The following is a 24,800-nucleotide window of genomic DNA, read 5'->3' as shown; positions in this document are numbered from 1 at the left end:
TATCTTGCAAAAGAGCGATAATAAATTAATCGTTATTAATTCTCTATCATGCCACCCTTGATGAGGTGCCTGGATGCGCGACATATTCCTCAAAACCAGGCTAACCCCGCTGACCATAGCACTCATCTACTATGTATCCGGGATTACCTGGATTCTCCTTGCCAACTCCATCCCTGACCTGCTTTCCAACATATCTCCCCATCTGTTACGCGACGCGGACCAGTTCGGGCGCTGGCTCTTTGTTACTCTTACCTCATGCATGATTTACTACCTGGTCAGCAAGAGCGAATCGGCGATCAAGCGCCGTAAGGAATCGCTCAGCAATCTCAACAGAGCGCTGAAATGTTACAGTTCATGCAATCAAGCCATGATCCGGGCTACGGACGAGTTCCAGCTCATGAGCGAGGTCTGTCGTACCTGTGTCGAAATCGGCGGTTATCGAGTCGCCTGGGTCGGCATTGCCGAAGAGAACGATGAGAAATCGATCCGCCCCGTAGCTCAGTGGGGAGACGAAAAAGGGTACCTGAACAACCTGAAAGCCAGCTGGGGCGACATAGACCATGGCAGGGGCCCTACCGGAACCGCCATCCGGACCGGCAAGTCCATTGTTGTCCAGCAGATCATATACGACCCGATGTGGGAACTATGGAGAGAAGAGGCGATCAATCACGGCTTCGCCGCATCGCTCTCTCTCCCGCTCACGGCTAACGGCAAGGCTTTCGGTGCACTGGTTATTTTCGCAGGGAACAAGGGAGCATTCAACAACCGTGAAGTCTCGCTACTGGAAGAACTGGCAGAGGACCTTTCCTACGGCATTACCTCGATACGCACCAAAAGCGAGGGGGAGAACTCCGAAAAAGAGCGTAAACTTCTGGCATCCGTAATCCAGCAGTCCAATGACGGAATCATCATTGTTGACGGAAACGGAACCGTAAAGTATGCAAACCCGGCCATCGCATCGATAACCGGCCTCTCTCCCGACCGGATGCTCGGCAGTCCGCTCTCGCGCCTCCAGAATACGGAAATCGACAGCGCTTTCTATGAATGGATCTGGGGCAACATGCAGAAAAAGTTCCCGATCAACCGGCGCTATTTTGATTTATCAGTGAAAGATGAACGCACTGAACTCGACTGTTCGTTCTGGACGGTCTCCTCTCTCGACGGGCATTCAGCAAGCCATGTCGTCCTGATCAGGAATGTGACCAGCGAACAGCGCCTCGAAAGACAGCTTCGCCAGGCGCAGCGGATGGAGGCGCTTGCCACCCTTGCCGGCGGCATCGCCCACGATTTCAACAACAGCCTCGCGTCGATCATCACCTGTGCAGAACTGGCCAGAGACGATCTTCCGGAGGACTCTCCCCTGGCCGAACTGCTTGACGTAATTCTCAAATCCGGGCAACGGGGCCGCAACCTGGTCAAACAGATCATGACTTTTTGCCGCAGAACGGAACAGGACCGACAGCCGCTGCAGGTTCAGGGGATTATCCACGAATGCGTCCGGTTGCTCAGGGCATCGAGCCATGCCAATATCGAGATCAGGGAATCGATATGCAACGAACCGCCGCTGATCATGGCAGATCCGACCCAGGTCCACCAGATCATCATGAACCTCTGCACAAACTCCATCCAGGCAATGAAAGACCAGCAAGGGGAAATCCTGGTCAGCCTGGACGAAGTCGATATCCACGAGGAAACTGCCGAGCGGCTCACCGGGCTGATCCCCGGGCCGCACCTCATGCTGACGGTTAAGGACAATGGCTGTGGCATGGACAACAAGACCACGGAGAGGATATTCGACCCGTTTTTTACCACCAAGCCCCCTGCCGAAGGGACCGGCCTCGGCCTCTCGGTGGTCCATGGCATTGTCAGAAGCTACGGGGGAACCATTGCCGTCGAAAGCGAAGTGGGCAACGGAACCAGGTTCAGGGTTTTCCTCCCCTGCACGTACTGCGATACTGCCACCCAACAGCGATCGCTGGAGACCTCATCTGCTTCAGGGACCGGAAGAATTCTTTTCGTGGATGATGAAGAAGATGTTGTCTTTACTGGGAGAAAAATGCTGGAACGTCTGGGATACTCGGTTGTTGCGCATACTGACAGCGTTAGGGCACTTGAAATGTTCCGCATGCAGCCAGGGGAATTCGACCTCATAATCACCGACCAGTGCATGCCCCAGATGACCGGCACCGAGCTTGCCCGGGAGATAGCAGGCATCCGCAGCGACATTCCGATCGTACTCTGCACCGGCGACCTTTCCGGGGGGAGAGACGGCAACGAATCGTACACCACTCCCAACTTTGTCCACGAGATTGCATACAAACCGCTGGAACGGAACGAGATGTCCAATCTTATCCGGAGGGCTCTGGAACGAGTTCATTAGGGGAACACTATGGCCCGCATTCTTGTCATCGATGACGATGAAGGCATCTGCCTGACCCTACTTCATGTGGCGCGCCGGGCCGGGCATGAAGCCATTTACGCCCTGACCCTCGCAGAAGGGTGGGAACTCGCCTCTTCAGGTGAATTCGACATTGTCTTCCTTGATGTCAGACTTCAAGACGGTAACGGATTGGAGCTGCTCCCCAAATTCGGCGCCTTATCCGGCTCCCCGGAAGTTATCATTATCACCGGATTCGGTGATGCGGAAGGGGCAGAACTGGCGATCAGAAGCGGTGCATGGGATTATATCGAAAAAGGGGACTCGGCAAAAGCCTTCTCCATGTCTCTTTCCAGGGCGATTGAATACCGGGCGCAAAAGCTTGCCGCCCGGAAATGTGCACAGATCGTATCGTTGAAAAGAGATGCCATAATCGGCACCAGTTCCAGCCTGAAAGAATCCCTTGATCTGCTTGCAAAGGCGTCATGCACTGACACATCAGTCATGATCACCGGCGAAACCGGCACCGGCAAAGAGCTCTTTGCCCGGGCAGTCCATGAAAACAGCCACCGCAGCACCGGTAGATTTGTGGTGGTGGACTGCGCGGCAATGCCAGAGCATCTCATAGAAAGCATGCTTTTCGGTCACGAAAAGGGTGCTTTCACCGGTGCCGACCATGCCCGGGAAGGGCTGGTCAGGCAGGCTGACAACGGCACACTGTTCCTGGATGAGGTCGGCGAACTGCCGCAGAGCATCCAGAAAGCATTTCTCCGTGTCCTCCAGGAACACAGTTTCCGCCCGATCGGAAGTCCGGCCGAGGTGTCCAGTAACTTCAGGGTTGTTGCCGCAACCAACCGCGATCTTGACCAGATGGTCAACTCCGGGAGTTTCCGGCAAGACCTGCTTTTCAGGCTCAGGGGGTTCGAGATCCACCTCCCTCCTCTGCGGGAAAGGCTCGAAGATCTCAAAGACCTGGTGCGGACATTTGCGGATCGGTCTTGCGAACGCCACGGCATACCGCCGAAAGGGCTATCCACCGAGATCATCCAGACACTGCAGGCGCTTAAGTGGCCGGGAAATGTCAGACAGCTCGCAAACACTGTCGAACAGGCAGTTGGTGCCGCAGGTCTGGAACCGGTGCTCTTTTCCATGCACCTCCCGACAGAAATACGGGTCGAAGCAGCCCGCTCATCGCTAAAATCGGCACCTGGACATCTCCAAACAACCGATCCGGCAGACTCTTGCAGCCCAATCCCGTTACTCTCCCCACTCCACGAGTTCCGTGAATCGATCTATAACGAGGCGGAACGGAAGTATCTTAATAATCTCATGGAACAGGCTGGGCATGACATTACCGAGGCCTGCCGCGTCTCCGGACTGTCCCAGTCAAGGCTGTACGCTCTCCTGAAAAAACAGCACGTCACCTCCCACTGACATTCGCCAGCCCGGATTCCTGAAATACAGGAATTTCCTGTTTTCCGGGAATTCCTCCCCCCTTCAAACATTAATTAATCTCGACTAATATTTATTTAATTTTATTAGCATTTACAAATTTTTCTACAAATATCAGATTCCCGCAATGCAGGAATCATCCCTCTCGATCACTAGCATTCACCAACCGACCCAATCCGTAAAAAACCAGTTATTTTAGCATATTACAGTTTAATTAGTGCGCTTTAACGGTGTGGCACTCCGGTTGCTTTAGTCATTACAGGTAATCAGAAACCAAAAGGAGGGAAAAGCCATGAAAGATTCAGGAAAGAGATCATGGGGCGAGGTTGCTGCCAACGGAGTCATCATCGCCATGGTAGTTATCGGCACGATGCTGTTTGTAAGCCTTCCGGGGGCAGCACAAGGTGAAGGGTTGATGTCAAAACTCTTCCTCGGGTTTCTTGGTGCAATCATTACGGTTCAGATAATCCCGGCCATTGTCATGATTGCAGCCATGGTCAAAGGGGTAGCCGGAAGTGCCAAGCGCCTGGGAAAGCATTCTGCAGTTCCGGAAGCCGGAACGGAAAAATAACCTCATCAGACCGATTGGAGAAAAGGCCATGAGCGAGAGGGGAATTTTAATAGCAGACAGCGACTCAAAGCTGCGATCGGAAATGGCGGATTACTTCTCCCGGCAAGGCTACCAGGTAGAGACAACCGACTCGGCGGTGCATGCCTTTTGTGCCATTTTGCAGAAAAAGACTCCGGTCCTGCTGCTAGGGCCGGACTTTGACCGCAAGATATCATCCGCAGAAATGGTCAACCTGCTTAAGATGTGTAACCGTCAACTGGCGATCATACTGGTCTCGGAAAAGTTATTGCTCCCGCAGGCAAGGAAAATCCGCCAGGAGGATATCTTCTACCACGCCCTCAGACCGGAATCACCGAACGACCACAAGGAAGTGCATAAGGCTGTCGAATGTGCATTCAACAAATTGAACCGCACCAGACACTAAGAGCAGCAGCTCAGGTATCGGAGAAAAGGAGGAATATCATGAAACGGTTCGCAATGACATTAGGGATAGCGTGGCTGATTCTGCCGGTGGTTCCGTTTATCGCCGCAGCAGGAACCGGGCGTGAAGATGATGGCGGATTCTTCTTGTGGTTCTTTATAGGCCTCTGCGCACTCATAGTAGTGTTGCAGTTACTGCCGGCAATCACGAGATTGATCGGGCTCGCCAGGGAAACAAAGGTTGCGGAACCGGAACCGGCACCGGAAAACAGGGAGAAATAACTCCGTGGCAGGAGAATGAAACTAACAGGGAGGGAACGACCGTGAAAGCAGCCAGTTACATTGTCGCAGTAATCATACCTCTAGGGACGGCATTGGCCCTGTCAGCCTTCACCCGCATTGCATCGGCTGCAGAGGTCCCGGGATTTGCTTTCGGCTCCCCGGACAAAAACAGAGTCTGCCTGACCTGCCACAGCAGTGTCGGAGCAGTCGGCAAGAACAATTACATCGACCCGATGAAATTCTCACGATCCACCCATGCCAGAATCGGTTGCAGCACCTGTCACGACGCCATTGGCAGCACTCACCCGGACGGCCGCAGAAGCGGGATAAGCACCGGATGTCTCGACTGTCATCAGGCTATCGGCGCTGAATACGTTAACAGCGACCATGTGCGGAATGCCTCCTGCGGTAGCTGCCACAATCCTCACACGGTCCTCACCCTATCGGAAATCAGCAGTGAAGAGGTTCGCAGGCAGTGTTCCGGTTGTCACAAGCCGGAAATGATGTGGTCGCAGCACGCAAGATGGCTGCCGCAGGCAGAACTGCATCTGGAAACCATTCCCTGCATAACCTGCCATACGGAGAGCAGGGAACTGGTGGTTACCATATCAATTGTCGGCAAGAAGATGGCTGAGAGCGGAACCGGTCTCCAACCGGTATCCCATGCCGCACTGAAGAGGCTCGTGCAGGGCGGAGATATCCGGCGGATAATTGACCGGGACGGCGATCAGAGTGTTTCCATTGCCGAGTTGAAGGATTTCCACAAGAATCCTCTTTACGACGAATACTGCCTGGCAGGGGTAATGACCCCTTCCAAGATCAGCCATACATTCAAAATAATCAACAACCGCTGGGACTGCACCTACTGCCATGCCAAAGGGCCCGGTGCAGTAAAATCATCCAGCATAATCCTGCCGATGGAAGACGGCTCCGTTACGAGCATCCCGGTGGAAAAAGGGGCAATTCTGGAAGCCTTGAACAACATCCCGGATCTCTATCTCATGGGATCGAGCCGGAATGAATTCATGAACAAAATCGGACTGGCCATCCTGGGAGGCGGCATGGTAATGCCGGTCGGGCACGGGGTTCTACGGTTTCTGACCCGCAGAAATCGTAACGGAAAGGAGCATTAGTCATGAAAACGAAAATATACCTCCAACCAACACCGGTCCGGATCTGGCACTGGATCAATGCAACCGGGTTCATCGCCCTAATACTGAGCGGCATTCAGATCCGTTTTCCTGAATACGTGCATTTGTTCGGCAGCTACAAAAGCGCCATCACCCTGCATAATGCCGCCGGTCTGGTAGTGGCGATCTCCTTCTCTCTCTGGTTTTTTTATTACAAGATAATTGCCGGTACTATTCTCAAAATCTATATGCCGAACAGTGAAGATTTGCGCCACGGGCTGCTGCGGCAAGGGATCTTCTATTTCTTCAAATACTTCAAGGGGGAGCCCAACCCTCACCACACCACCCCGGAAAACAAGTTCAACCCGCTGCAAAAGTCGGCATATCTGGCGGTCATGTTCATCCTGGTGCCGATGGTGAGCCTGACGGGAATACTGATCATGAACGTTACCCCGCTCCGCGAACTGGTGCTGCTTGCCGGCGGGCTGAAGATTCTCGCCAACCTTCATTTCCTCTTCGCCAGCTCTCTCTGCGCCTTCCTGTTTACCCATGTCTATCTGGCCACCCTCGGGCATACGCCGCTGGAGCATTTCAAACCGATGTGGACCGGCTGGGAAGAGATTGACGAAAGCGAAACGCACGGCCAGGCGGCGGATCTCGGCAAAGCAGAAACTGGAAGATAAATGAGTGATGATAAGGAGGAGAGCCATGAACTCCATCAGAACGATAAACTGCAAAGAGAGATCCGGGGCTTCTGAGGATGGCGTGACCTTTATCCACGATCCGGCAGTCCGGAAGGCAGGGATCATGAAAAGCATCGAAACGGTCCAGCTCCATACACAAAAGGGGTTATGGGGGCTGCTGCTATTCCTCGCCGCCAGCCTGATTTGCTGGAGCCTGGCAGACTATGACCTGTTCGGGCCGTTGCTGCCCGGCATGACGCAAGTGATCGAACCACAAACCTTTCTGTCCATGATCGACATCGTGTTCGTGGTATCGACAATTTGTGACATAATTCTGATATCCGGACGGCTGAATGATGGCAGCAAGCCGGAGCGAATATGGCTTCATGTCGGGTTCAGAACGATCTTCTATCTGTTTTACCTTCTGGGAGGCTTTCTCCCGCTCCGCTTCTTCATAGTCTTTACTGCCGGGCTGATTGTGATCGGCTTCGAACAGGCAGTCCTCTACCTCTACGAATCTAGGACCGTCCGGGAAGAGCAGCAGTTGTTGAGTGCCATGGGAATGTAGGCATTGCCTCTCTCACCCTGCCCCACGGAATTCCGTGGGGCATAATCTTTTCCGGATTGCTTGATTTTAGTCAATGAATGCGGTGCGATAATCTGGCATTGTGCATGTCATGCCATCACCGGTAAGACCCCTTGTTCAGCTACCCAATAATGCGGAGAAAACTGCAATGCGAATGGCAACGCCCGGAAAATCCTTCCTGCTTCTGGTCATCATACTGCTTGTGCCAACCGCTGCGATTGCAGCACCGACGATATCCTGCCACTGCTTCAAAGATCGCGGCTACGATCCGGCGCAGCCGACACTGGCCGACCCGTATTTCCTGGCCACAGCTCAGAACTCACTGTTTGCGGCCGTCTTCGGCGTTGATAAAAAGAACGTCGTGCTGAAAAAGCAGCTGGGGACATCCAGCGACGACCTCTGGATTGCCTACTGGATTGCCTTGAAGACAGGGAAAGCTGCGGAACCCCTGCTGCAGCAAAAGGAGTCGGGAAAGAGTTGGCGGGAAATCGTCACTGAATCCAAGATTCCGGCAAAATCATGCGGCCCGTCATTCGCAGCGGCTTTACAGAACAATGCCCGGAATCCCGGGCTGGCAGAAACCGTGGTCAATGAGCTACTGAGCGGATATCGTCTGCTTTCGAACTCCGACCTGACCCTCCTGCGCAAGTCAGGGGCATCCAATCAGGAGCTGATCATTGCCGCCCTGCTGGCCGCAAAGACGAAACAACAGGCCATCCGGTATTATCACGAGGTGAAAACCGGGGCAAAGAGCTGGGGGGCGCTCCTTGCCAGTGCCGGGATCGAGCCGCCGGAGATACAGGAAGAGTTTGCCGCCCTGCTCAGAGCAAAGCGGTAGGTTACCGGACTGGCAAGACTGGCCGGTACTGCCGGTCAGACATTGTCACGCCTCGGCGCTGATCCCCCGGATCGCTTCCAGAACGACGCCGTCATAGCGGTCCTGTGCCAGCAGCGCAGCAACCGAAGGGATTTTCAGCAGCGATTTTACCAGGGCGAAGCGGAGATCCCTGGGCAAGATATCGATGTAGGCGATCAGGTGTTCTTCGCGAAGAGGGGTCATTTCGATCCCGTCCCGCAGCAGCTCCACGAGGCCGTTCATGGTGGCTGCCTGCAGATCGTCCCGCTGATCCCGGACCCGATCAACAACCTTTGGCCAGTTGTCGAGCAACTCAAGCGCGGCCACCGGCCGGTGGCGGTTTTCGGCGCACCAGCGCAGAAAGGCGATCGCAGCCTCCTGCCCCACGACCCCGGCACAGACCTCCGTAGCCAGTTCCTGTGGAAAGCGGCACTGCTCGCGGATCCTGCTGACCATCTCCCACCCCCGTTCCGACGGCTCGGCCAGCATCTCCATCGGATTACTCCCTTTGGCCAGAAAACCGGGATTTACGGCCATGAACTGTTGCACTTCCTTGTCCAGGCCCCGGTTACGGGCATAACGCGCCCAGCAGGTGTAATCGGTTTCAACGTACAGCATCACCATCCGGTCGATCAATGCCCGGTCCAGCGGCGCCACTTGATACGTCCCGTCCGGCGGGTTGATGGTGACCACGACCCGGTGCCGGTGGTGAAGCTTGTGCGTGTGCAACGCCCGCTGCTGCCCCTCGTTGGGGGGCTCGACAAACTGGAAGATCGCCTGCAGGGTATCTTCCTGCTGGGCGCGGTTAAGCTCGTCACAATGAATCAGGGTTGGCGGGTCATCGTCGGTGGGCCACCACGAGGGGCGGGACCAGTGCATCACCCCACCTTCCCGGTAAGGGATTCCCACCAGGTCGCCGACTTCCATCTGGCCCAGGCGCAGAGGAACATACCGGTAGTTGATATCCCGGCTCACCTGGATGATCCCGGCGGTCTTCCCCACCCCCCTGTGCCCTACCACGCACGGGGTAAGATCGGTCTTGGTCACCATCTCCCTGAGCACGGTTTTCATCTGTTCAATATTCATCATCGTCCTCCCGGATCGAGTTAACGCGACACTATCAAGTAAGCCACCTCATTCCCGGCCAGTCAACCATTTTCAGCGCTTCACAACCGGGGTTTGCTGGTGTAGTATTCAGTGAGATCGAACAGGAGGGATACCGTGACTAAAGGTTACAACGCCAACCAAGAGCGACTGGCGGCGATAAACTCGCTCGGGAAGAATCTTGCCAAGCGGGCCGGGTTCGTATGCGAATGGTGCGGCGCTAAAGACGACCTGAGGCCATGGGACTACGCCCCCAGGACAGAACCGTCCGAGGCCGGGCTTGCCCTGCTGTGCAGCCGGTGCCGGGAGTTGGCGAGCGGTGTCAAAGGGGACGAAAACGAGCTTCGATCCATCCGGAACGCCCTCTGGAGTGATGTGCCGGCTGTTTCCGAAGGCGCGGCCCGGGTGCTGGCACGTTGCAAGGAACCGTGGGTGCGGGAGGCGATCGAAGAAAGCCTGATTGACGATGGCGTGAAACAGGAGATCCTGGCAGGGCGATGAATCACGCTGTCTACGGGTTCATAGCCGGTTTTCGCAACCGGCAGAAGCTGGCATCTATTCTGCGCGCATCCCCCAGGGATCGGGAAACCCATGCCATCAGTCCTGAGGCGCTTAAACAGAGTGGCGTAACGGTGCTGGCGCTCGACTTCGACGGCGTACTTGCCCCCCACGGCAGGCCGGAACCGGTAGCCGAGATCACGGAATGGCTCGCAAACTGTTGCACGGTTTTCGGGCCGGACCGGATCTACATCCTCTCGAACAAGCCGACTCGCGAACGGATCGACTGGTTCAACTCCCGTTTCCCCGGAATGCGGTTCATCTCCGGGGTCAGGAAAAAACCTTACCCCGACGGACTGGACAAGGTCATCGAACAGGCAGCCGCAACGCCTGCAGAGGTCATCCTGCTGGACGACCGGTTACTGACCGGTGTCCTGGCGACCTGCCTTGCCGGAACCAGGGTTGCCTACATCAACAGACCTTATACCGATTTCCGCAACAATCCGGTGCAGGAACTCTTCTTCGCCGCCCTGCGCACGGTTGAACGGATACTGATAGCTCTTGTCCCGGACAAAAAGTGAAAGGAGTAACATATGAAGATAGCCTGCCTGCTCGGCAGCCCCAGGAAAGGGTCCTGCAGCTCCGCAATAGCGGGACAGCTCGTACATGCTGCAGTCGGACTCGGTGCCACTGCTGAAACATTCACCCTGAACGACCTTAGTTACCGCGGCTGCCAGGGATGCTACGCCTGCAAGAAATCCCTGGACCACTGCATACTGAACGACGACCTGACCGGAGTGCTCGAAGCCGTCCAGGAGGCCGACATCCTGGTAATGGCCTCACCGGTATACTACGGCGACATAACCGCGCAGATGAAGGGATTTTTCGACCGGACCTTTTCTTATCTCAAGCCTGACTACCTTACCAATGCCTCACCGAGCCGGCTGGCCCCGGGCAAAAAGATGGTAATGATTCAGACCCAGGGGCACCCCGACGAAAAATCCTTTGCCGACATATTCTCCCGGTACCGGATGTTCCTGGACTGGACCGGCTACACGGATTGCCGGCTGATCCGTGCCTGCGGACTGTCTCCGGATTCGTCTCCCGAAACCCTTGCCCCATACCTGGATCAGGCGAAGCTCCTTGCCAACGAGCTGCTCAACCCCTGATACAGCACAAAAAAACCGGCATTGTCAAAATGGCAATGCCGGTTCGTACCATCAGAAGCAACCGCTCTTATTTGGTATCAAGCTCCGGGAGATACAGCTCAGCCTCGGGACCACCCTTGCCGCTGAGTTCGGTTTCCACCCACTCGCCGATTTCACGCTGGACAATCGCCTTCATCTGCTGCTCCATCTGCTCGCGGCGTTGCTTTGCCAGCTGCGGAATCTGCCTGACCTCGTAATGAACATGGGGACCGGTCGAGCGCCCGGTGCTACCGGACAGGGCAAGAACCGTTTTAGTGTCGACCTCCTGGCCCGGCTTGACGAGAATCTCGGCATTGTGGCCATAGAGGCTGACATATCCCTTGCCGTGCTCGACCGCAACCAGGTTGCCGTACCCCTTGTACTGGCCGGCAAAATAGACCGTTCCGGCCTGGGTGGGGAAAACCGGGGTCCCGGAAGGCACCGAGATGTCATACCCGTTGTGCCAGACATGACGGCCGCTGCCAAAAGGATCGAGCCGCCAGCCGATGCCGGAAGTAATATGGCCGCCGTCAACCGGCGATTTACGGGCCGCAAAGCAGGGGGTGGCCATCAGAACGGCGCAAAGCACCAGGATTATTTTCGCTATTTTCATCGGAAGCCTTTAGTTTCAAGGATGCAGGATTAGCAGACTTTATATCCTATCGGCAGGCATAAGGATTTCTTCAGTAACCAGGGTCACAGGATACCGTTTAAGGTGAGATTTTTCAAGGCCAGTGGTGCTAAATTCTACAAAAACACACAAGCCATCTTGTCGCAGAGCTCTGACAAGACGGCTTGTTAAGGCAAAAAACCCTGTATTATCTAATTATTCAATAAGGCTGTGCCCCGTCATTTCCTGCGGCTGGGCCAGCCCGAGCATGGCAAGCATGGTCGGTGCGATGTCGGCCAGGCGACCACCCTCTTTCAGGCTGCTCCCTTTGCGGCTGTCATCCACCAGCACCAGCCAGACCGGGTTGCAGGTGTGGGCCGTGTGCGGACCGTTGCTCTCCGGGTCCCACATCTGGTCGGCGTTGCCGTGGTCAGCGGTGATCAGGAGCGCGCCACCCTGTGCTCTGACCTTGGACACCAGCCTGCCGACACAGCTGTCAACCGCCTCTACCGCCTTGATGGCGGCAGGAATGATGCCGGTATGACCCACCATGTCGCAGTTGGCGAAGTTGAGCACTATGACATCGTAAAGGCCGGACTCGATACGTTTTTCCAGTTCGTCGGTCACCAGATATGCGCTCATCTCGGGCTTCTGGTCGTAGGTAGCCACCTCTTTGGGCGACGGAATCAGGCAGCGCTCCTCGTTGGGGAACGGCTCCTCGACCCCGCCGTTGAAGAAAAAGGTGACATGGGCGTATTTCTCGGTCTCGGCGATGCGCAGCTGCCTGAGACCTGAGCGGCTGACGACATCGCCGAAGATGTTCTTCAACTCCTCGGGGCCGAAGGCTATTGGCAGGCCGAAGGTGGCGTCATACTCGGTCATGCAGATATAGGAGGAAAGCCGCGGCCTCTGCTTGCGCTCGAATCCGGGGCAGTCATCTAGGGCCAGGGCCCGGGTGATCTCCCGGGCGCGGTCGGACCTGAAGTTGAAGTAGATGAAACCGTCGTTGCCCTGTAACCTGCCGACCGGTGCGCCGCCGGAGGTAATGACCGTTGGCAGCACGAATTCGTCGTTCTTGCCCGCAGCATAACTGGCCGAGATTGCAGCTGCTGACGAAGCCGCCGTCTCCCCCTCGCCGCAGACAATGGCATTGTAAGCCATTTCCACGCGATCCCAGCGGTTGTCCCGGTCCATGGCATAGTAACGGCCGATTACGGTGGCGATCCTGCCGACCCCGATCCGCTTGATCTCGGTCTCCAGCTGCTCAAGGTAGTCGATCCCGCTTTTGGGCGGGGTATCGCGGCCGTCCAGGAGACAGTGGATGAACACATCTTTCACCCCCTCGCGCTTTGCCAGCTCCAGCAGGCCATACAGGTGGGTGTTGTGAGAATGCACCCCACCGTCGGAGAGCAACCCGGCCAGGTGGAGTCTGCCTCCGGCCGCCTTGGTTCGGGCGATGCAGTTGAGCAGCACCGGATTGGTGAAAAAATCGCCGTCCGCAATCGATTTGCTTATCCTGGTCAGGTCCTGGTAGACAACCCGGCCGGCGCCGATATTGAGATGGCCGACCTCGGAGTTTCCCATCTGGCCGTCCGGGAGACCGACAGCCATCCCGGATGTCTGGACCCGGGTATGCGGGTAATCTTTGAGCAGATTATTGAGATTGGGGGTATTTGCCAGGGCAACGGCATTGTTCTCTGTCTGGGGGTTGATCCCCCAGCCATCGAGGATCATCAGCAGTAACGGTTTTACAGGCATAAACTCCCCCTTTAATTAAACTGATAGTATCGAAGCTCACCGAAGAGAGATGGCACAGCAGAAAGCTCCATATGCAAGGATTGCGAGACCTGAGGAGCGAGTCGTAGCCGGAGGCTGTCGCAGCGAGGAAGGTCGAGCGTAATGCAGCAGATGGACTTTATGCGAAGCCGTCATCAATGATGGTACGATTCGTTGTTGAGTATGGTCAGTCCGCGATAGATCTGTTCCAGCAGAAACGGGCGGACCATCTGATGCGTGAAGGTCATCTTCGACAACGACATGGTACGGTACGCTGCCTTGCGAACCGCGTCATCGAAACCGTAAGCGCCGCCAACGGCAAAGACCAGCTCCTGGGTGCCGTGGTCACGCTCTCGGCCGAGGAAAGCGGCAAAACCGGTCGAAGTAAACTGCTCACCGGCCTCATCCAGCAGGATCAGCCGCGCCCCTTTCGACAGGGTCTTCAGCAAGCGCTCACCTTCTTTCAGGCGCATCTGCTCGGCCACAGTCCCTTTTTCTTCCCGAACCTCGCTGATCTCCAGCGCCAGGTAGCGCCTTACCCGGCCGCTATACTCATCGATACCGCGGCGCACCCACTCTTCCTGGGTCTTGCCGACCCAGAGAACGCGGAGCTTCACGCTCCCTTGCTTTCCCAGAGGTACTTTTCAGGAATCTCCACCAGCGGCGCCGCCTGCCAGAGGCCGTCCAGGTCATAGTAATGCCTGAGATCCTCGATAAAGACATGGAAGAGAACGTCGCCGTAGTCAATGACAACCCACTTCCCCTCTGCCATCCCCTCTATATCCAGCGGCTTGCCGAATTTCTTCAGCCCGGTCCGGACCGATTCGGCAATCGCCTGAACCTGCTTGTCCGATGTCCCGCTGGCGATCACCAGGTAATCGGCAATGCTGGAAAGCCGGGCAATCTCCAGAATCCTGACTTCATAAGCCTTTTTGTCCAGAGCATATTCGGCGCATTTCAATGCGCGATCCAGGCTGCTGATCTCTTTTTTAACGCTCATCTGCGTATAACCCCTGTTCAATAATGTACCGCTCCACTGCTGCAGGAACCAGGTAGCGGATGGACCGCCCCTGTCGCACCAAAATGCGGATACGGGTTGAGGAGATGTCGAGCAGACATTCCCCCAGATAATGGACCTTACGGCCCGAACAATGATCGAGCCGGTTCGCGGCGCGATCGTAAACGAAATCCTGTCTGACTCCTGCGGGCAAAGCATCGAACAGAGATGTGACTCTGGCGCCCGGGCGCTCCACCACGACAATGTTTGTCCGTTCGAAGATGGCGCGGTATTCATGCCATGTCCCGAATTCAACGAACGAGTCGCTACCGATGATGAAGAAAAACTCGTCACCCGGCATTTGCGCGCCGAGTGTCCTCAAGGTATCGATTGAGTATGATTTCCCGGCCCGCTCCCCTTCGATACGCGACAGCTGAAACGCCTCGTTGTCCGGGATGGCCAGACTTACCAGTTCACAGCGAGTATCAAACGGCAGTTCTCCATGCATCGGCTTGTGCGGGGGGGACGCGGCCGGGATGAACAATACCCGATCCAGGCCGAGACAATCCCTCACCTCTTCCGCTATCCGGAGATGAGCGAGGTGGATCGGATTGAATGTGCCGCCGAGTATCCCTACACGCATCTTGATAACCCTTCATAGGGAGGGAGGTTTTCCCGCAGCGCTGGAGCAGCCGCGGCATTACTAGTCACGAACCTGACCGTCGCCGTAAACGATGAATTTCTGCGTTGTCAGGTCTTCCAGCCCCATCGGTCCGAAGGAATGGAGCTTGGTGGTGGATATCCCGATCTCGGCCCCCAGCCCCAGCTGATTGCCGTCGGCAAAACGGGTGGAAGCATTGACCAGCACGCAGCTCGAGTTGACCTCGCGGATGAAACGCTGGGCATTGGCGTAGTCGCTGGTGACAATCGCTTCGGTGTGCAGCGAGCCATAGGTATTGATATGATCGACCGCCTCGTCCATGGAACCCACCACCCTGCAGGCCAGGATCAGGTCGAGAAACTCCTCGTGCCAGTCCTGCTCCGTGGCTTCCTTGGCCTGCGGGGCATGCGCACGAAACAACTCGTCACCCCGCAACTCCACATCAAGCTTGCCGAGTGCCGCCGCAATCAGCGGGATGAACTGCGGAGCGGCATCCTTATGGATCAGGAGGGTTTCCAGTGAATTGCACACACCCGGACGCTGGGTCTTGGCGTTGACGATGATCCTCTCGGCCATGGCAAAATCCGCCGATGCATCGACGAAAACATGGCAGACCCCCTTGTAATGCTTTATTACCGGGATCTTCGAATGCTCCACAACGAAACGGATCAGGCTCTCGCCGCCGCGGGGGATGATCAGGTCGATCAACTCCTCCTGCTTCAGCATCTCCAGCACCCCTTCCCGCTCAATAAAGGGGATGACGGCCAGCGCTTCGGCAGGGATTCCGGCCTTGATCATCTCATTCTGCAAAACAGCGGCAATGGCCCGATTCGAGTTGATCGCTTCGGAACCGCCGCGCAGGATGACGCTGTTGCCCGCCTTGAGGCAGAGGGCAGCGGCATCGGCGGTGACATTCGGCCTGGCCTCGTAGACAATGCCGATGACACCGAGAGGTATCCGCATCTTCCCGACCATCAGGTCATTCGGGCGCTTCCACATCTTTGTCACTTCGCCCACCGGGTCCGGCAGCGCCGCAACCTCGCGCAGGGCGTCGGCCATCCCTTTTATCCGTTTGTCATCCAGCATCAGGCGATCGAGCATTGCCGCCGAAAGCCCCTTTGCCGCGCCGGCCTCCAGGTCTTTTGCGTTCGCCGCAATCAGTCCGGCAGAACCTGCCTCCAGTGCCTCTGCCATTGCCAGAAGCAGGTCGTTCTTGGCCCCGGACGAAAGCCGGGCCATCCGGTGCGAAGCCTTTCTGGCGTTCTCGGCGATCTGCCTGATCTGTTCAGCTATAGTCATGTGCGCAACCTCTCTCAGACGAGTATTACCAGATTGTCCCGGTGAATCACTTCGTCGCCGTAACGGTAACCGAGAATATCCTCAAGCTCACTGCTCTGGTGACCTTTTATCAACAGGCATTCGCGGCTCGAATAGTCGGTCAGGCCGCGCCCGATCTCATTGCCGTCCCTGGAGCAGATACGGACGCAGGCACCGCGATCGAACTCACCATCAACGGCAACGATTCCCGACGGCAGCAGGCTTTTTCCATGCTGGCGGAGCACTTTGGCCGCCCCGGCATCAACGATGATCCGTCCGCGCGGTCTGAGGGTGTAGGCGATCCAGTGTTTGCGGCGGTTCAGGCTCACTGCGGCAGGCATGAAAAGTGTACCCAGTTCCTCTCCGGCCATGAGTCTTTCCAGGATTCCGTCCCGTCCCCCGTTGGCAACGATAGTCGGAATGCCGTAACGCCCTGCTTTTTTCGCAGCAGCGATCTTGGTAGCCATGCCGCCGGTGCCGACCGAAGAACCGCTGCCACCGGCAGCAAGCTCGATCTCTTTCGAGATCCCTTTTACCAGCGGCACGAGGCGAGCGTCAGGGTTCGACCGCGGATCGGAATCGTAGAATCCGTCAATATCGGTGAGGATGACAAGAAGGTTGGATTCGGACAGGTTGGTGACCAGGGCGGACAGATTATCGTTGTCCCCGAACTTGATCTCCTCGACCACTACCGTGTCGTTTTCGTTGATAATCGGCACCACGTCACAGGAAAGCAGGGTATCGATGGTGGCGCGGGCATTGAGAAACCGCTGGCGGTCGGAAAGGTCTTCCCGGGTCAGCAGCATCTGGGCAGTATTGATACCGAAATGTGCGAGCGCCTGTTCATAGGCATTCATCAGCCGGGGCTGGCCAACTGCGGCAGCGGCCTGTTTCTGGGGGATCGTCCTGGGACGGTCGTTCCCGAGCAGACTCCTACCCGCAGCAACGGCTCCCGACGACACGACAATTACCTCTATCCCATTGCGCCGCAGGAAGTCGATCTCTGCAGCGAGAGCCGCTATTCTTTTCCTGTCGAGATCGTTATCGGCTGTTGTCAGCACCCTGCTGCCGATCTTGACCACCACCCGGCGTACGTTTTTCAACAGCTCCCTGCGCATTCAGATCCTTAGCCCCGGTAATCTGCAGAATATTAGCACTCTTGATCGGCAATCGCAATCCGTTCGGATGCGTCATCGGTCCAGAGATAACCGGCAATCTCGTCCAGCAACTCGGGGATTCCCTCACCGGTCAGCGCCGAGATCGGAAACACGGCAATCCCTTTCGCCTCGAAATACGGCTGCATTACCGTCAAAAGCTCGCGCACATCAGGAAGATCCATTTTATTCACGACCACTATCTGCGGCCTTTGGGCAAGCCCTTCATCGAACTTGGCCAGTTCCGCATTAAGGGTCTCATAATCCTTGATCGGGTCGGAATCATGCGTTCGGCAAGGGTCAAGGAGATGAAGCAGAATTCTCGTCCGCTCTACATGCCTTAGAAAACGGTGGCCAAGCCCGGCCCCCTCGTGGGCGCCCTCGATAAGACCAGGTATATCGGCCACGACGAAAGAACGGTAGTTTTTATATGCCACAACACCGAGGTTAGGCACCAGCGTGGTGAACGGATAATCGGCAATTTTCGGCCGGGCAGCAGAAATCTTGGTGATCAGCGAAGACTTGCCGACGCTCGGGAATCCCAGCAACCCGACATCAGCCAGCAGCTTCAGTTCCAACCGCAGGCATCTCTCTTCGCCGGGTTCGCCGGGTTGGGAAAATCGCGGCACACGGTTGGTGGAGGTCTTGAATCTGGCATTACCCTGGCCGCCGCGGCCACCCTTGAGAATGACGATCCGTTCCCAGGCTTCGGTCAGGTCGGCAAGGATTTCATCAGTTTCGGCATCCTTTACCACGGTCCCGACAGGTACTTTTATGACCAGGTCATCCCCGGATGCGCCATGCCGGTCCTTTCCCATGCCATGCCGTCCCCGCGTCGCCTTCTGGTGGGGACGCTGCTTCAGGTCAAGCAGGGTGGAAATCCCCGGAATCGCCTCGATAATGACGCTGCCGCCGTTACCGCCATCGCCGCCGTCCGGCCCGCCATAGGGGATGAACTTCTCGCGGCGGAACGAAACACAACCGGCACCGCCGTCACCCGATCGGGCGTATATCTTGACCTCATCGACAAATTGCATAATAGGTTCCCGACAAATTTACTCTAAACAGCTTGCATACTGTGCAGATAATGATAAAAATATGAACGCAGGCTGCATAAGGGAGGTATCCCATGAGTGTAAGCACTGTTTCAAGCCAGGCGATGATGCTCAAAGAGCAGATGACCCTCTATCAGCTGGGGATGGAATCGATAAAGCAGCAGGCCGATTCCCAGCAAAAGATGGCGAGCATGCTCAACCAGCAGGCCCAGAAAGTCGCGCCGCCCAAAGATCCTCAGGGAGGAGGATTTTCCACTTACGCCTGACAAAACCACCCTGTCAACCCGTGACTATAACAAACAACCGGGTATGTAGCCCGTGCCCGCATGACACTGCATATGTATAACAAAACCCGGCAACAAACCCCTTGCAGCCTGCACATCCCTAAGAACAGAAAGCCCGGAACCATAAAGCTCCGGGCTTTCTCATAAAGTTATGCCATTCCTGCTCAGTTGGCCGGGTAGACAGATACCTTCTTGCGGTCACGACCCATACGCTCGTACTTGACCACACCATCAACCAGGGCAAAGAGCGTGTAGTCCTTGCCACACCCGACGTTAGTGCCGGGATGAATCTGGGTGCCGCGCTGGCGGTAAATGATATTACCAGCCCTTACCGCTTCTCCACCGAACTTTTTACATCCGAGTCTCTGGCCGTCAGAATCGCGTCCGTTACGACTGCTGCCGACCCCTTTTTTATGTGCCATTTGTGCTTCCCTTCTGCTGTTACCGGTTACCGCGCATCAAGCACCGGTCACTGCCTGTTATGCGTTGATCTTTTCAATCTTAAGGATGGTTCTCGGTTGACGGTGCCCGTTAAGCTTACGGGAGTTCTTGCGCCTTTTGGACTTGAAAATCAGGATCTTCTTGTCCTTCCCCTGTTCGACAATCTTGCCGATCACGGAAGCGCTTGGCACTAACGGTGTTCCGATTTTAACCGCATCGCCGCCAACCATCAGGACTTCCCCAAGTTCAACAGTGTCACCCACTGCCCCCTCGAGTTTCTCGACCTTAAGCAGGTCGCCCTCGGAAACTTTATATTGCTTCCCTCCGGTTTTTACTACTGCGTACATGTACCTTCACCACCTTTATAGTTTAGATGAGCGTTGAAAAATACCCCATATCGGTCGAATGAGTCAAGCTTTTTTTCATTGTCGACATTTCACCCCAGTTCAACGTAGACATCATCACCATCAATTTTGACCGGATAGGTTTTGAGCAGAAATTCCGGGTAATCGATGCAGGCACCGGTTCTCAGATTGAACTTGTAGCCGTGCCTTGGGCAGGAGAGGGTCGGGCCGTCCTTTACGATGCCGGCATTTAACGGGCTCCCCTGGTGCGGACATTCGTTTTCACAGGCGAAGATCTCACCTTTGACATTCACAAAAACGACCTGAACCCCGTTCAGTTCAACCACCTTTTTCCCCCAGTTGGGGATATCGTTAAGTTTTGCCGCCAGTTGCATCGGCAGGGGCTCCTTTCAGGCAATATTCAATTGATGAGGATCTCGAACTGTTCCTGGTGAAAACCTGGCTTTGCCCTCACAGTGATTCTCTTCTTGAACTTTCGCTCCAGCTCTTCCAGCCCCTTCCGCTCCTCGTCGTAAAGAAGATCGGCCACCTGGGGATGCACAGTCAGCATCGCCTTGGTCCCTCTGATGTCCAGCATCTCGCGGCGAAGTTCGCGGAAAATCTCATGGCAAATGGTGGTCTTGGACTTGACGTACCCTCGCCCCTCGCAGTACGGGCACGGTTCGCACATCATCCTCCCCATGCTTTCCCGTACCCGTTTGCGGGTCATTTCCACCAGGCCGAGCTCAGAAATTTTCAGGATATTGGTCTTCGACTTGTCGGCCTTCATCGCCTCTTCCAGTGCCGTGAAGACCTTTTCCCGGTTCACCTCTTTCTCCATATCAATGAAGTCGATAATGATTATCCCGCCGATGTTGCGCAGCCTCAATTGGTAGGCGATCTCCTTGACCGCCTCAAGATTGGTCTTGAGAATGGTATCCTCAAGATTGTGCTTGCCGACAAACCGGCCGGTATTCACATCGATCGCCGTAAGTGCTTCGGTCTGTTCGATAATAATGTAGCCGCCGCTCTTGAGCCACACCTTGCGCCCGAGCCCGCGGCTGATCTCGACTTCAAGCCCGAAGTTGTCGAAGATCGGCTCCTCCTCGTCGTACAGCTCGATGGAGTATTTCATCTTCGGCATGAAAGTCGTGATGAACTGCACTATCTTGTCGTGCTCAGGTTTCGAATCGACGACGATGCGATCCACGGATTCGGTAAGAATGTCACGCACAACCTTCTGTGTCACATCCAGATCGGAATGAATCAGGGCCGGGGCATGAACCTTTTCCTTTTTCTTGGCGATTTCATCCCAGAGCTTCAGCAGGTACTTCATGTCTGCAAGGAGATCGTCTTCGCTCTTTCCTTCTGAGACCGTCCTGACAATGAACCCGCTCCCGGGAGGCTTGATCCGCTCAACTATCGATTTAAGCCGCTCGCGCTCTTCCTCCTCCTCGATCCGGCGTGAAATCCCGACATGATCAACAGTAGGTATATATACGAGATGGCGCCCGGGCAGCGATATATGAGCTGTTATCCGGGCTCCTTTCGTACCGATAGGCTCCTTGGAAACCTGCACCAGCAACTCCTGCCCCTCCTGGAGAAGATCCTCAATCGGATGCATGGGATGGATCACCGGCTCGTCGGATTCAGTCGGCTCCTGCACATCGTCCTTTTTGTTCCCATTCCCTTCCATGAACGATTCATACTCGTCCATGGCGTCAAAGACATCCGCAACATAAAGGAATGCGGCCTTTTCCAGGCCGATGTCCACAAAGGCAGCCTGCATACCGGGAAGAACCCGTACCACCTTCCCTTTGTAGATATTCCCCACAATCCCTTTTACCTTACTCCTCTCAATATAGAGCTCCGCGATCGTGCCGTTTTCAATGAGCGCAATCCGGGTTTCGTGAGGAGCGGTGTTAATTACCAGTTCATTGGCCATGTTAGTCCCTATATATCAACGCGAGAATCGGAAAAAATCACTTCCGTCTTTTCTATCCGGCAATCGGCCAGCAGCTCCAGAGGTAAGCCGGTAATTGCCGAGGCAAATTCCAGCGGTTTACCCCTGGAAACCACCATTTCCAGGATGGTGCCGTCAACCATCTTCAGTTCTTTGAGCTCTTGCCGCAGGTCCAGTTCGGTTGTCTTGCCCCGCTTTTGACGCACCCACTTGCATGAGTCCAGAGCGACAAAAGCGGTAACCTGTTGCGCAAGATCAAGATCGAAATGTTCCCATAATGTGACCCTGTATCTGACAGCATCAATGATAACCGACAGAGACGGGCTGTTCAACGGGATTTCTTCTGCAAATACAATTCTTACCCCTTCGGGAAGAACTCGATTCAGATCACTGGCCACCGACGCGGCACTGATCGATTCATAGACATCCATATCCATATATTCACAGTAAGACTCGACACCTACAGACAGAGCCGTAGCAAACGAAAACCTCGGATGGGGATGGAAACCCTGTGAATACCGCATCGGTATCCCTGCTCTCCCCACTGCCCGGGAAAACATGTTGAGCATCTCCAGATGGCTCAGGAACCTCATCGTGCCGGTCTTTGTAAAGCTCATCCGAATGCGCCTTATCCCAGGCCTTTCAACGGCAGCGCCGTCACGCGGATTGATCCGCTGCGTCACTCCGTCACTCTCCGCCCCGAGAGTCCTCATTTTGACGCGATCAAAGTCGCACACCCCGCAACCGGAGCAGGCCCCGTTGCGGCAGTCCTCGGTGTAAACCCCGGAGCCGGAACGTTCAAGTTCCCGCAGTAGAAATTCTTTCGAAACCCCGAAATCTAGATGATCCCAAGGGAGGATCTCGTCCATCCCCCTGCGCCGGTGATACCAGTTCGGATCAATCCCGCTGTCGCTGAACGCCTGTTGCCAGCGAGCAACGTCAAACCGTTCGCTCCAGCCGTCGAAACAACACCCCAGTTTCCTCGCGCGCAACAGCACCTTCGCGAGCCTGCGATCCCCCCGGGCGAATACCCCTTCCAGCATGGAAAGCGGCGCATCGTGCCACTTGAAGTTCAGCTTACCCCTTCTAAGCTCATTACGAAGGAACCTCTGGCGCGACAGGGTTTCTTCCTCGCTTATCTGCGGTTCCCACTGAAACGGGGTATGAGCCTTGGGGACAAAAGTCGATACCGACACATTGACTTCACCGCCACGACCGGCAGTTTTCGCCTGGAATTTGACCTTTCTCGCCATCGAAACAATTGCGCTGAGATCTTCTTCGGTCTCGCCCGGCAGCCCCATCATGAAATACAACTTGATCAGCCGCCACCCGGCGGCATAGGCAGAATAGGCATTCTGCAGCAGATCATCCTCGCTGATTCCCTTGTTTATTGCCGTGCGCAAACGTTCGCTTCCCGCCTCCGGCGCCAGGGTGAACCCGGTTTTTCTTACCTTCCTGATCTCCTCAACGAGTTCCGGCGTAAGAGTGCCGACACGCAGCGAGGGCAGCGATACGGCGATCCGGTCATCGACATAGGTCGCCATCAGAGTCTTGAGCAATGGCTCAATTCTGCAGTAATCCCCGGCCGAGAGGGAAAGCAGTGATATTTCCTCGTAACCGGAGTTGCGTAATGACTCGGCAACCAGCTCAAGAATTTTGTCGGGAGATCGTTCGCGCACCGGGCGATAGATATAACCGGCCTGACAGAATCGGCACCCACGTGTGCATCCCCTGGCTATTTCGATACTGACCCGGTCATGGACTGCTTTCATAAACGGAATGACCGGCTCGACCGGGAATAACGCCTGGTCAAGATCTGACACGAAGCGGCGTCGAACCGGGCCGTACCCCGGGCGCAAAGAACTGATGCAATTTATGCGGCCGTCGGTTGCATAATCAACCGCAAAGAACGACGGGACATAAACCCCTTCAATCATGGCAAGCCGGGAAAGAATCTCTCCACGAGACACCCCTTGTTTCCGTGCCAGGTGAACGGTCTCGGCAATCTCAAGCACTGCATCCTCGCCGTCTCCCAGGAGGAAGGCGTCGAAGAAATCCGCAAGGGGTTCCGGGTTGGCACAACAAGGACCGCCGCCGATTACCAGAGGATCGTTGTCTCTCCTGTCCTTTGATTCGACAGCTATCCCCCCCAGTTCGAGCATGTTAAGAATATTAGTGTACGAGAGTTCGTACTGCAGGGTGAACCCTACTATCTGGGCGGCAGATAACGGGGTGGCAGTTTCAAGCGAGCTGAGAGGAATACCCTCACTGCGCATCAGCTCTTCCATGTCCGGCCAGGGAGCAAAAACCCGCTCAGCAGCAATCCAGGGAACTTTATTCAGGATGGAGTAGAGGATCTTTATGCCAAGATGACTCATCCCGACCTCATAAACATCGGGGAAAGCCAGCACAAAGCGCATCTCGGCCTCGCGCTTTATTACGGAACCCATCTCCTGCCCGATGTAACGAGCCGGTTTTTCAATATCAAGAAACTGCTTATCCCGCACATACCCTCCGATACAACTTTAAAACCGTTGCGAAGTTGCCGCAGAATACTACCAGAAGCCCGGGAAAAGTGGCAAGCGAATTGCTAAGCTTCCAACATACAGCAACTCCAATTCCACCCCATTTGCGGTATGCATTTGCCGATTTCAGGCAGAAAAGAAACCGCCCCTCCATACCCAGGCTCAATTTCCCCTGCAATTTCGATGCGATAAGCTCTCAAGAAAACCTGGCATACCAATTGCTTTCCTTTGATACCAGATTGAATCAAAACACTAAAAGGAGAATTACAATGAAACAAGTTCTTGCCGCCCTCGTAGCAGTTGCATTCGCCACCACATGCTTTGCAGCTGAAGCAAAGAAAGAAGTTGCTCCGGCTGCTGGCGCCACTGCTGCTGCTCCTGCTGGCGAAGTGAAGAAGGAAGAGAAGAAGCCTGCTAAGAAAGCCAAGAAAGCCAAGAAGGCCAAGAAAGTTGAGAAGAAAGAAGAAGCTCCTGCCGCTCCTGCTGCAGAGAAGAAGTAATCTTTCTCAAACGGATAATAATAAAAG

General features: G+C 55.4%; 28 protein-coding genes. 14 read left to right on the top strand and 14 right to left on the bottom strand.

The features are described from left to right. The first annotated feature begins 73 nt into the window (after nucleotides 1-73). From OR1_RS13630 to OR1_RS13590, 9 genes are all read left to right on the top strand, one after another. Nucleotides 74-2,380, top strand: a complete 2,307-nt coding sequence (locus OR1_RS13630; RefSeq protein ID WP_041972454.1) for an ATP-binding protein — start codon at nucleotides 74-76, stop codon at nucleotides 2,378-2,380. A 9-nt stretch (nucleotides 2,381-2,389) separates the two neighbouring features. Continuing rightward, the gene (locus OR1_RS13625; protein ID WP_041972453.1) at nucleotides 2,390-3,811 is read left to right on the top strand and encodes a sigma-54 dependent transcriptional regulator; all 1,422 of its coding nucleotides are present in this window, start codon (nucleotides 2,390-2,392) and stop codon (nucleotides 3,809-3,811) included. Between the two features lie 310 nt (nucleotides 3,812-4,121). Continuing rightward, the gene (locus tag OR1_RS13620; protein WP_041972452.1) at nucleotides 4,122-4,400 is read left to right on the top strand and encodes a hypothetical protein; all 279 of its coding nucleotides are present in this window, start codon (nucleotides 4,122-4,124) and stop codon (nucleotides 4,398-4,400) included. A 28-nt stretch (nucleotides 4,401-4,428) separates the two neighbouring features. Beyond that, a complete protein-coding gene (locus OR1_RS13615; RefSeq protein WP_041972451.1) occupies nucleotides 4,429-4,824 on the top strand; it encodes a chemotaxis protein CheY in 396 nt (131 codons plus the stop codon). 38 nt (nucleotides 4,825-4,862) lie between these two features. Further along, nucleotides 4,863-5,102: a hypothetical protein gene (locus OR1_RS13610; RefSeq protein ID WP_041972450.1), complete on the top strand. Its 240-nt coding sequence runs from the start codon at nucleotides 4,863-4,865 to the stop codon at nucleotides 5,100-5,102. A gap of 41 nt (nucleotides 5,103-5,143) precedes the next feature. Continuing rightward, on the top strand, nucleotides 5,144-6,235 hold the full coding sequence (locus OR1_RS13605; protein WP_052440456.1) for a cytochrome c3 family protein: 1,092 nt from the start codon (nucleotides 5,144-5,146) through the stop codon (nucleotides 6,233-6,235). 2 nt (nucleotides 6,236-6,237) lie between these two features. Beyond that, nucleotides 6,238-6,915, top strand: coding sequence for a cytochrome b/b6 domain-containing protein (locus OR1_RS13600; RefSeq protein WP_041972449.1), 678 nt, complete (start codon nucleotides 6,238-6,240; stop codon nucleotides 6,913-6,915). A 25-nt stretch (nucleotides 6,916-6,940) separates the two neighbouring features. Further along, a complete protein-coding gene (locus OR1_RS13595; RefSeq protein WP_041972448.1) occupies nucleotides 6,941-7,483 on the top strand; it encodes a hypothetical protein in 543 nt (180 codons plus the stop codon). A gap of 166 nt (nucleotides 7,484-7,649) precedes the next feature. Continuing rightward, nucleotides 7,650-8,339, top strand: coding sequence for a hypothetical protein (locus tag OR1_RS13590; protein WP_041972447.1), 690 nt, complete (start codon nucleotides 7,650-7,652; stop codon nucleotides 8,337-8,339). Between the two features lie 45 nt (nucleotides 8,340-8,384). On the opposite strand, the gene OR1_RS13585 is transcribed toward OR1_RS13590, so the two are convergent. After that, nucleotides 8,385-9,443 carry a hypothetical protein gene (locus tag OR1_RS13585; RefSeq protein WP_041972446.1) on the bottom strand — a complete coding sequence of 353 codons (1,059 nt, stop codon included), beginning with the start codon at nucleotides 9,441-9,443 and terminating at the stop codon, nucleotides 8,385-8,387. Between the two features lie 135 nt (nucleotides 9,444-9,578). Between OR1_RS13585 and OR1_RS13580 the strand changes: the two genes are divergently transcribed. The 3 genes from OR1_RS13580 to OR1_RS13570 are packed head-to-tail and all read left to right on the top strand — an operon-like array spanning nucleotide 9,579 to nucleotide 11,128. After that, nucleotides 9,579-9,962, top strand: a complete 384-nt coding sequence (locus OR1_RS13580) for a hypothetical protein (protein ID WP_041972445.1) — start codon at nucleotides 9,579-9,581, stop codon at nucleotides 9,960-9,962. Further along, on the top strand, nucleotides 9,959-10,540 hold the full coding sequence (locus tag OR1_RS13575) for a YqeG family HAD IIIA-type phosphatase (RefSeq protein WP_041972444.1): 582 nt from the start codon (nucleotides 9,959-9,961) through the stop codon (nucleotides 10,538-10,540). Before OR1_RS13580 ends, OR1_RS13575 begins: the two co-directional genes overlap by 4 nt. A gap of 12 nt (nucleotides 10,541-10,552) precedes the next feature. Beyond that, the gene (locus OR1_RS13570; protein ID WP_041972443.1) at nucleotides 10,553-11,128 is read left to right on the top strand and encodes a flavodoxin family protein; all 576 of its coding nucleotides are present in this window, start codon (nucleotides 10,553-10,555) and stop codon (nucleotides 11,126-11,128) included. A 67-nt stretch (nucleotides 11,129-11,195) separates the two neighbouring features. Here OR1_RS13570 and OR1_RS13565 read toward each other — a convergent pair whose 3' ends face one another. From OR1_RS13565 to obgE, 8 genes are all read right to left on the bottom strand, one after another. Continuing rightward, nucleotides 11,196-11,759 (bottom strand): M23 family metallopeptidase, encoded by a 564-nt coding sequence (locus tag OR1_RS13565; protein ID WP_041972442.1) that lies wholly within the window; start codon nucleotides 11,757-11,759, stop codon nucleotides 11,196-11,198. A gap of 213 nt (nucleotides 11,760-11,972) precedes the next feature. Further along, on the bottom strand, nucleotides 11,973-13,514 hold the full coding sequence (gene gpmI, locus OR1_RS13560; RefSeq protein WP_041972441.1) for a 2,3-bisphosphoglycerate-independent phosphoglycerate mutase: 1,542 nt from the start codon (nucleotides 13,512-13,514) through the stop codon (nucleotides 11,973-11,975). A 173-nt stretch (nucleotides 13,515-13,687) separates the two neighbouring features. After that, a complete protein-coding gene (locus tag OR1_RS13555; RefSeq protein ID WP_041972440.1) occupies nucleotides 13,688-14,149 on the bottom strand; it encodes a 23S rRNA (pseudouridine(1915)-N(3))-methyltransferase RlmH in 462 nt (153 codons plus the stop codon). Next, nucleotides 14,146-14,532 (bottom strand): ribosome silencing factor, encoded by a 387-nt coding sequence (rsfS, locus tag OR1_RS13550; protein WP_041972439.1) that lies wholly within the window; start codon nucleotides 14,530-14,532, stop codon nucleotides 14,146-14,148. The genes OR1_RS13555 and rsfS overlap by 4 nt, the downstream gene beginning before the upstream one ends. Continuing rightward, nucleotides 14,522-15,172: a nicotinate-nucleotide adenylyltransferase gene (gene nadD / locus OR1_RS13545; RefSeq protein WP_041972438.1), complete on the bottom strand. Its 651-nt coding sequence runs from the start codon at nucleotides 15,170-15,172 to the stop codon at nucleotides 14,522-14,524. Before nadD ends, rsfS begins: the two co-directional genes overlap by 11 nt. A gap of 60 nt (nucleotides 15,173-15,232) precedes the next feature. Next, nucleotides 15,233-16,489, bottom strand: coding sequence for a glutamate-5-semialdehyde dehydrogenase (locus OR1_RS13540; RefSeq protein WP_041972437.1), 1,257 nt, complete (start codon nucleotides 16,487-16,489; stop codon nucleotides 15,233-15,235). Between the two features lie 14 nt (nucleotides 16,490-16,503). After that, the gene (proB, locus tag OR1_RS13535; RefSeq protein WP_041972436.1) at nucleotides 16,504-17,625 is read right to left on the bottom strand and encodes a glutamate 5-kinase; all 1,122 of its coding nucleotides are present in this window, start codon (nucleotides 17,623-17,625) and stop codon (nucleotides 16,504-16,506) included. Between the two features lie 32 nt (nucleotides 17,626-17,657). Next, complete coding sequence (gene obgE, locus OR1_RS13530; RefSeq protein ID WP_041972435.1) at nucleotides 17,658-18,698, bottom strand: GTPase ObgE; 1,041 nt, start codon at nucleotides 18,696-18,698, stop codon at nucleotides 17,658-17,660. Between the two features lie 92 nt (nucleotides 18,699-18,790). Here obgE and OR1_RS13525 point away from each other — a divergent pair, with 92 nt between their 5' ends. Then, on the top strand, nucleotides 18,791-18,982 hold the full coding sequence (locus tag OR1_RS13525; RefSeq protein ID WP_041972434.1) for a hypothetical protein: 192 nt from the start codon (nucleotides 18,791-18,793) through the stop codon (nucleotides 18,980-18,982). 182 nt (nucleotides 18,983-19,164) lie between these two features. Here OR1_RS13525 and rpmA read toward each other — a convergent pair whose 3' ends face one another. The 5 genes from rpmA to OR1_RS13500 form a co-directional block, all read right to left on the bottom strand. After that, nucleotides 19,165-19,422, bottom strand: a complete 258-nt coding sequence (gene rpmA / locus OR1_RS13520) for a 50S ribosomal protein L27 (protein WP_041972433.1) — start codon at nucleotides 19,420-19,422, stop codon at nucleotides 19,165-19,167. 57 nt (nucleotides 19,423-19,479) lie between these two features. After that, nucleotides 19,480-19,788, bottom strand: coding sequence for a 50S ribosomal protein L21 (gene rplU / locus OR1_RS13515; protein ID WP_041972432.1), 309 nt, complete (start codon nucleotides 19,786-19,788; stop codon nucleotides 19,480-19,482). An 89-nt stretch (nucleotides 19,789-19,877) separates the two neighbouring features. Further along, nucleotides 19,878-20,180 carry a Rieske (2Fe-2S) protein gene (locus OR1_RS13510; protein ID WP_041972431.1) on the bottom strand — a complete coding sequence of 101 codons (303 nt, stop codon included), beginning with the start codon at nucleotides 20,178-20,180 and terminating at the stop codon, nucleotides 19,878-19,880. A 26-nt stretch (nucleotides 20,181-20,206) separates the two neighbouring features. Beyond that, a complete protein-coding gene (locus OR1_RS13505) occupies nucleotides 20,207-21,730 on the bottom strand; it encodes an Rne/Rng family ribonuclease (RefSeq protein ID WP_041972430.1) in 1,524 nt (507 codons plus the stop codon). Between the two features lie 8 nt (nucleotides 21,731-21,738). After that, nucleotides 21,739-24,255: a TIGR03960 family B12-binding radical SAM protein gene (locus OR1_RS13500; RefSeq protein ID WP_082002953.1), complete on the bottom strand. Its 2,517-nt coding sequence runs from the start codon at nucleotides 24,253-24,255 to the stop codon at nucleotides 21,739-21,741. Between the two features lie 287 nt (nucleotides 24,256-24,542). Between OR1_RS13500 and OR1_RS13495 the strand changes: the two genes are divergently transcribed. Next, the gene (locus OR1_RS13495) at nucleotides 24,543-24,773 is read left to right on the top strand and encodes a hypothetical protein (RefSeq protein ID WP_041972429.1); all 231 of its coding nucleotides are present in this window, start codon (nucleotides 24,543-24,545) and stop codon (nucleotides 24,771-24,773) included. Nucleotides 24,774-24,800 lie beyond the last annotated feature (27 nt).

This window comes from Geobacter sp. OR-1 (assembly GCF_000813145.1).
Classification (GTDB): domain Bacteria; phylum Desulfobacterota; class Desulfuromonadia; order Geobacterales; family DSM-12255; genus Geoanaerobacter.
This window is presented reverse-complemented; position numbering and strand designations above follow the sequence as displayed.

Excerpts from the sequence above, each read along its gene's own strand:
- OR1_RS13630 (WP_041972454.1), top strand. The coding sequence starts at position 74 with ATGCGCGACATATTCCTCAAAACCAGGCTAACCCCGCTGACCATAGCA.
- OR1_RS13625 (WP_041972453.1), top strand. The coding sequence starts at position 2,390 with ATGGCCCGCATTCTTGTCATCGATGACGATGAAGGCATCTGCCTGACC.
- OR1_RS13620 (WP_041972452.1), top strand. The coding sequence starts at position 4,122 with ATGAAAGATTCAGGAAAGAGATCATGGGGCGAGGTTGCTGCCAACGGA.
- OR1_RS13615 (WP_041972451.1), top strand. The coding sequence starts at position 4,429 with ATGAGCGAGAGGGGAATTTTAATAGCAGACAGCGACTCAAAGCTGCGA.
- OR1_RS13610 (WP_041972450.1), top strand. The coding sequence starts at position 4,863 with ATGAAACGGTTCGCAATGACATTAGGGATAGCGTGGCTGATTCTGCCG.
- OR1_RS13600 (WP_041972449.1), top strand. The coding sequence starts at position 6,238 with ATGAAAACGAAAATATACCTCCAACCAACACCGGTCCGGATCTGGCAC.
- OR1_RS13595 (WP_041972448.1), top strand. The coding sequence starts at position 6,941 with ATGAACTCCATCAGAACGATAAACTGCAAAGAGAGATCCGGGGCTTCT.
- OR1_RS13590 (WP_041972447.1), top strand. The coding sequence starts at position 7,650 with ATGCGAATGGCAACGCCCGGAAAATCCTTCCTGCTTCTGGTCATCATA.
- OR1_RS13585 (WP_041972446.1), bottom strand. The coding sequence starts at position 9,443 with ATGAATATTGAACAGATGAAAACCGTGCTCAGGGAGATGGTGACCAAG.
- OR1_RS13575 (WP_041972444.1), top strand. The coding sequence starts at position 9,959 with ATGAATCACGCTGTCTACGGGTTCATAGCCGGTTTTCGCAACCGGCAG.
- OR1_RS13570 (WP_041972443.1), top strand. The coding sequence starts at position 10,553 with ATGAAGATAGCCTGCCTGCTCGGCAGCCCCAGGAAAGGGTCCTGCAGC.
- OR1_RS13565 (WP_041972442.1), bottom strand. The coding sequence starts at position 11,759 with ATGAAAATAGCGAAAATAATCCTGGTGCTTTGCGCCGTTCTGATGGCC.
- gpmI (WP_041972441.1), bottom strand. The coding sequence starts at position 13,514 with ATGCCTGTAAAACCGTTACTGCTGATGATCCTCGATGGCTGGGGGATC.
- rsfS (WP_041972439.1), bottom strand. The coding sequence starts at position 14,532 with ATGAGCGTTAAAAAAGAGATCAGCAGCCTGGATCGCGCATTGAAATGC.
- nadD (WP_041972438.1), bottom strand. The coding sequence starts at position 15,172 with ATGCGTGTAGGGATACTCGGCGGCACATTCAATCCGATCCACCTCGCT.
- OR1_RS13540 (WP_041972437.1), bottom strand. The coding sequence starts at position 16,489 with ATGACTATAGCTGAACAGATCAGGCAGATCGCCGAGAACGCCAGAAAG.
- proB (WP_041972436.1), bottom strand. The coding sequence starts at position 17,625 with ATGCGCAGGGAGCTGTTGAAAAACGTACGCCGGGTGGTGGTCAAGATC.
- obgE (WP_041972435.1), bottom strand. The coding sequence starts at position 18,698 with ATGCAATTTGTCGATGAGGTCAAGATATACGCCCGATCGGGTGACGGC.
- OR1_RS13525 (WP_041972434.1), top strand. The coding sequence starts at position 18,791 with ATGAGTGTAAGCACTGTTTCAAGCCAGGCGATGATGCTCAAAGAGCAG.
- rpmA (WP_041972433.1), bottom strand. The coding sequence starts at position 19,422 with ATGGCACATAAAAAAGGGGTCGGCAGCAGTCGTAACGGACGCGATTCT.
- rplU (WP_041972432.1), bottom strand. The coding sequence starts at position 19,788 with ATGTACGCAGTAGTAAAAACCGGAGGGAAGCAATATAAAGTTTCCGAG.
- OR1_RS13510 (WP_041972431.1), bottom strand. The coding sequence starts at position 20,180 with ATGCAACTGGCGGCAAAACTTAACGATATCCCCAACTGGGGGAAAAAG.
- OR1_RS13505 (WP_041972430.1), bottom strand. The coding sequence starts at position 21,730 with ATGGCCAATGAACTGGTAATTAACACCGCTCCTCACGAAACCCGGATT.
- OR1_RS13495 (WP_041972429.1), top strand. The coding sequence starts at position 24,543 with ATGAAACAAGTTCTTGCCGCCCTCGTAGCAGTTGCATTCGCCACCACA.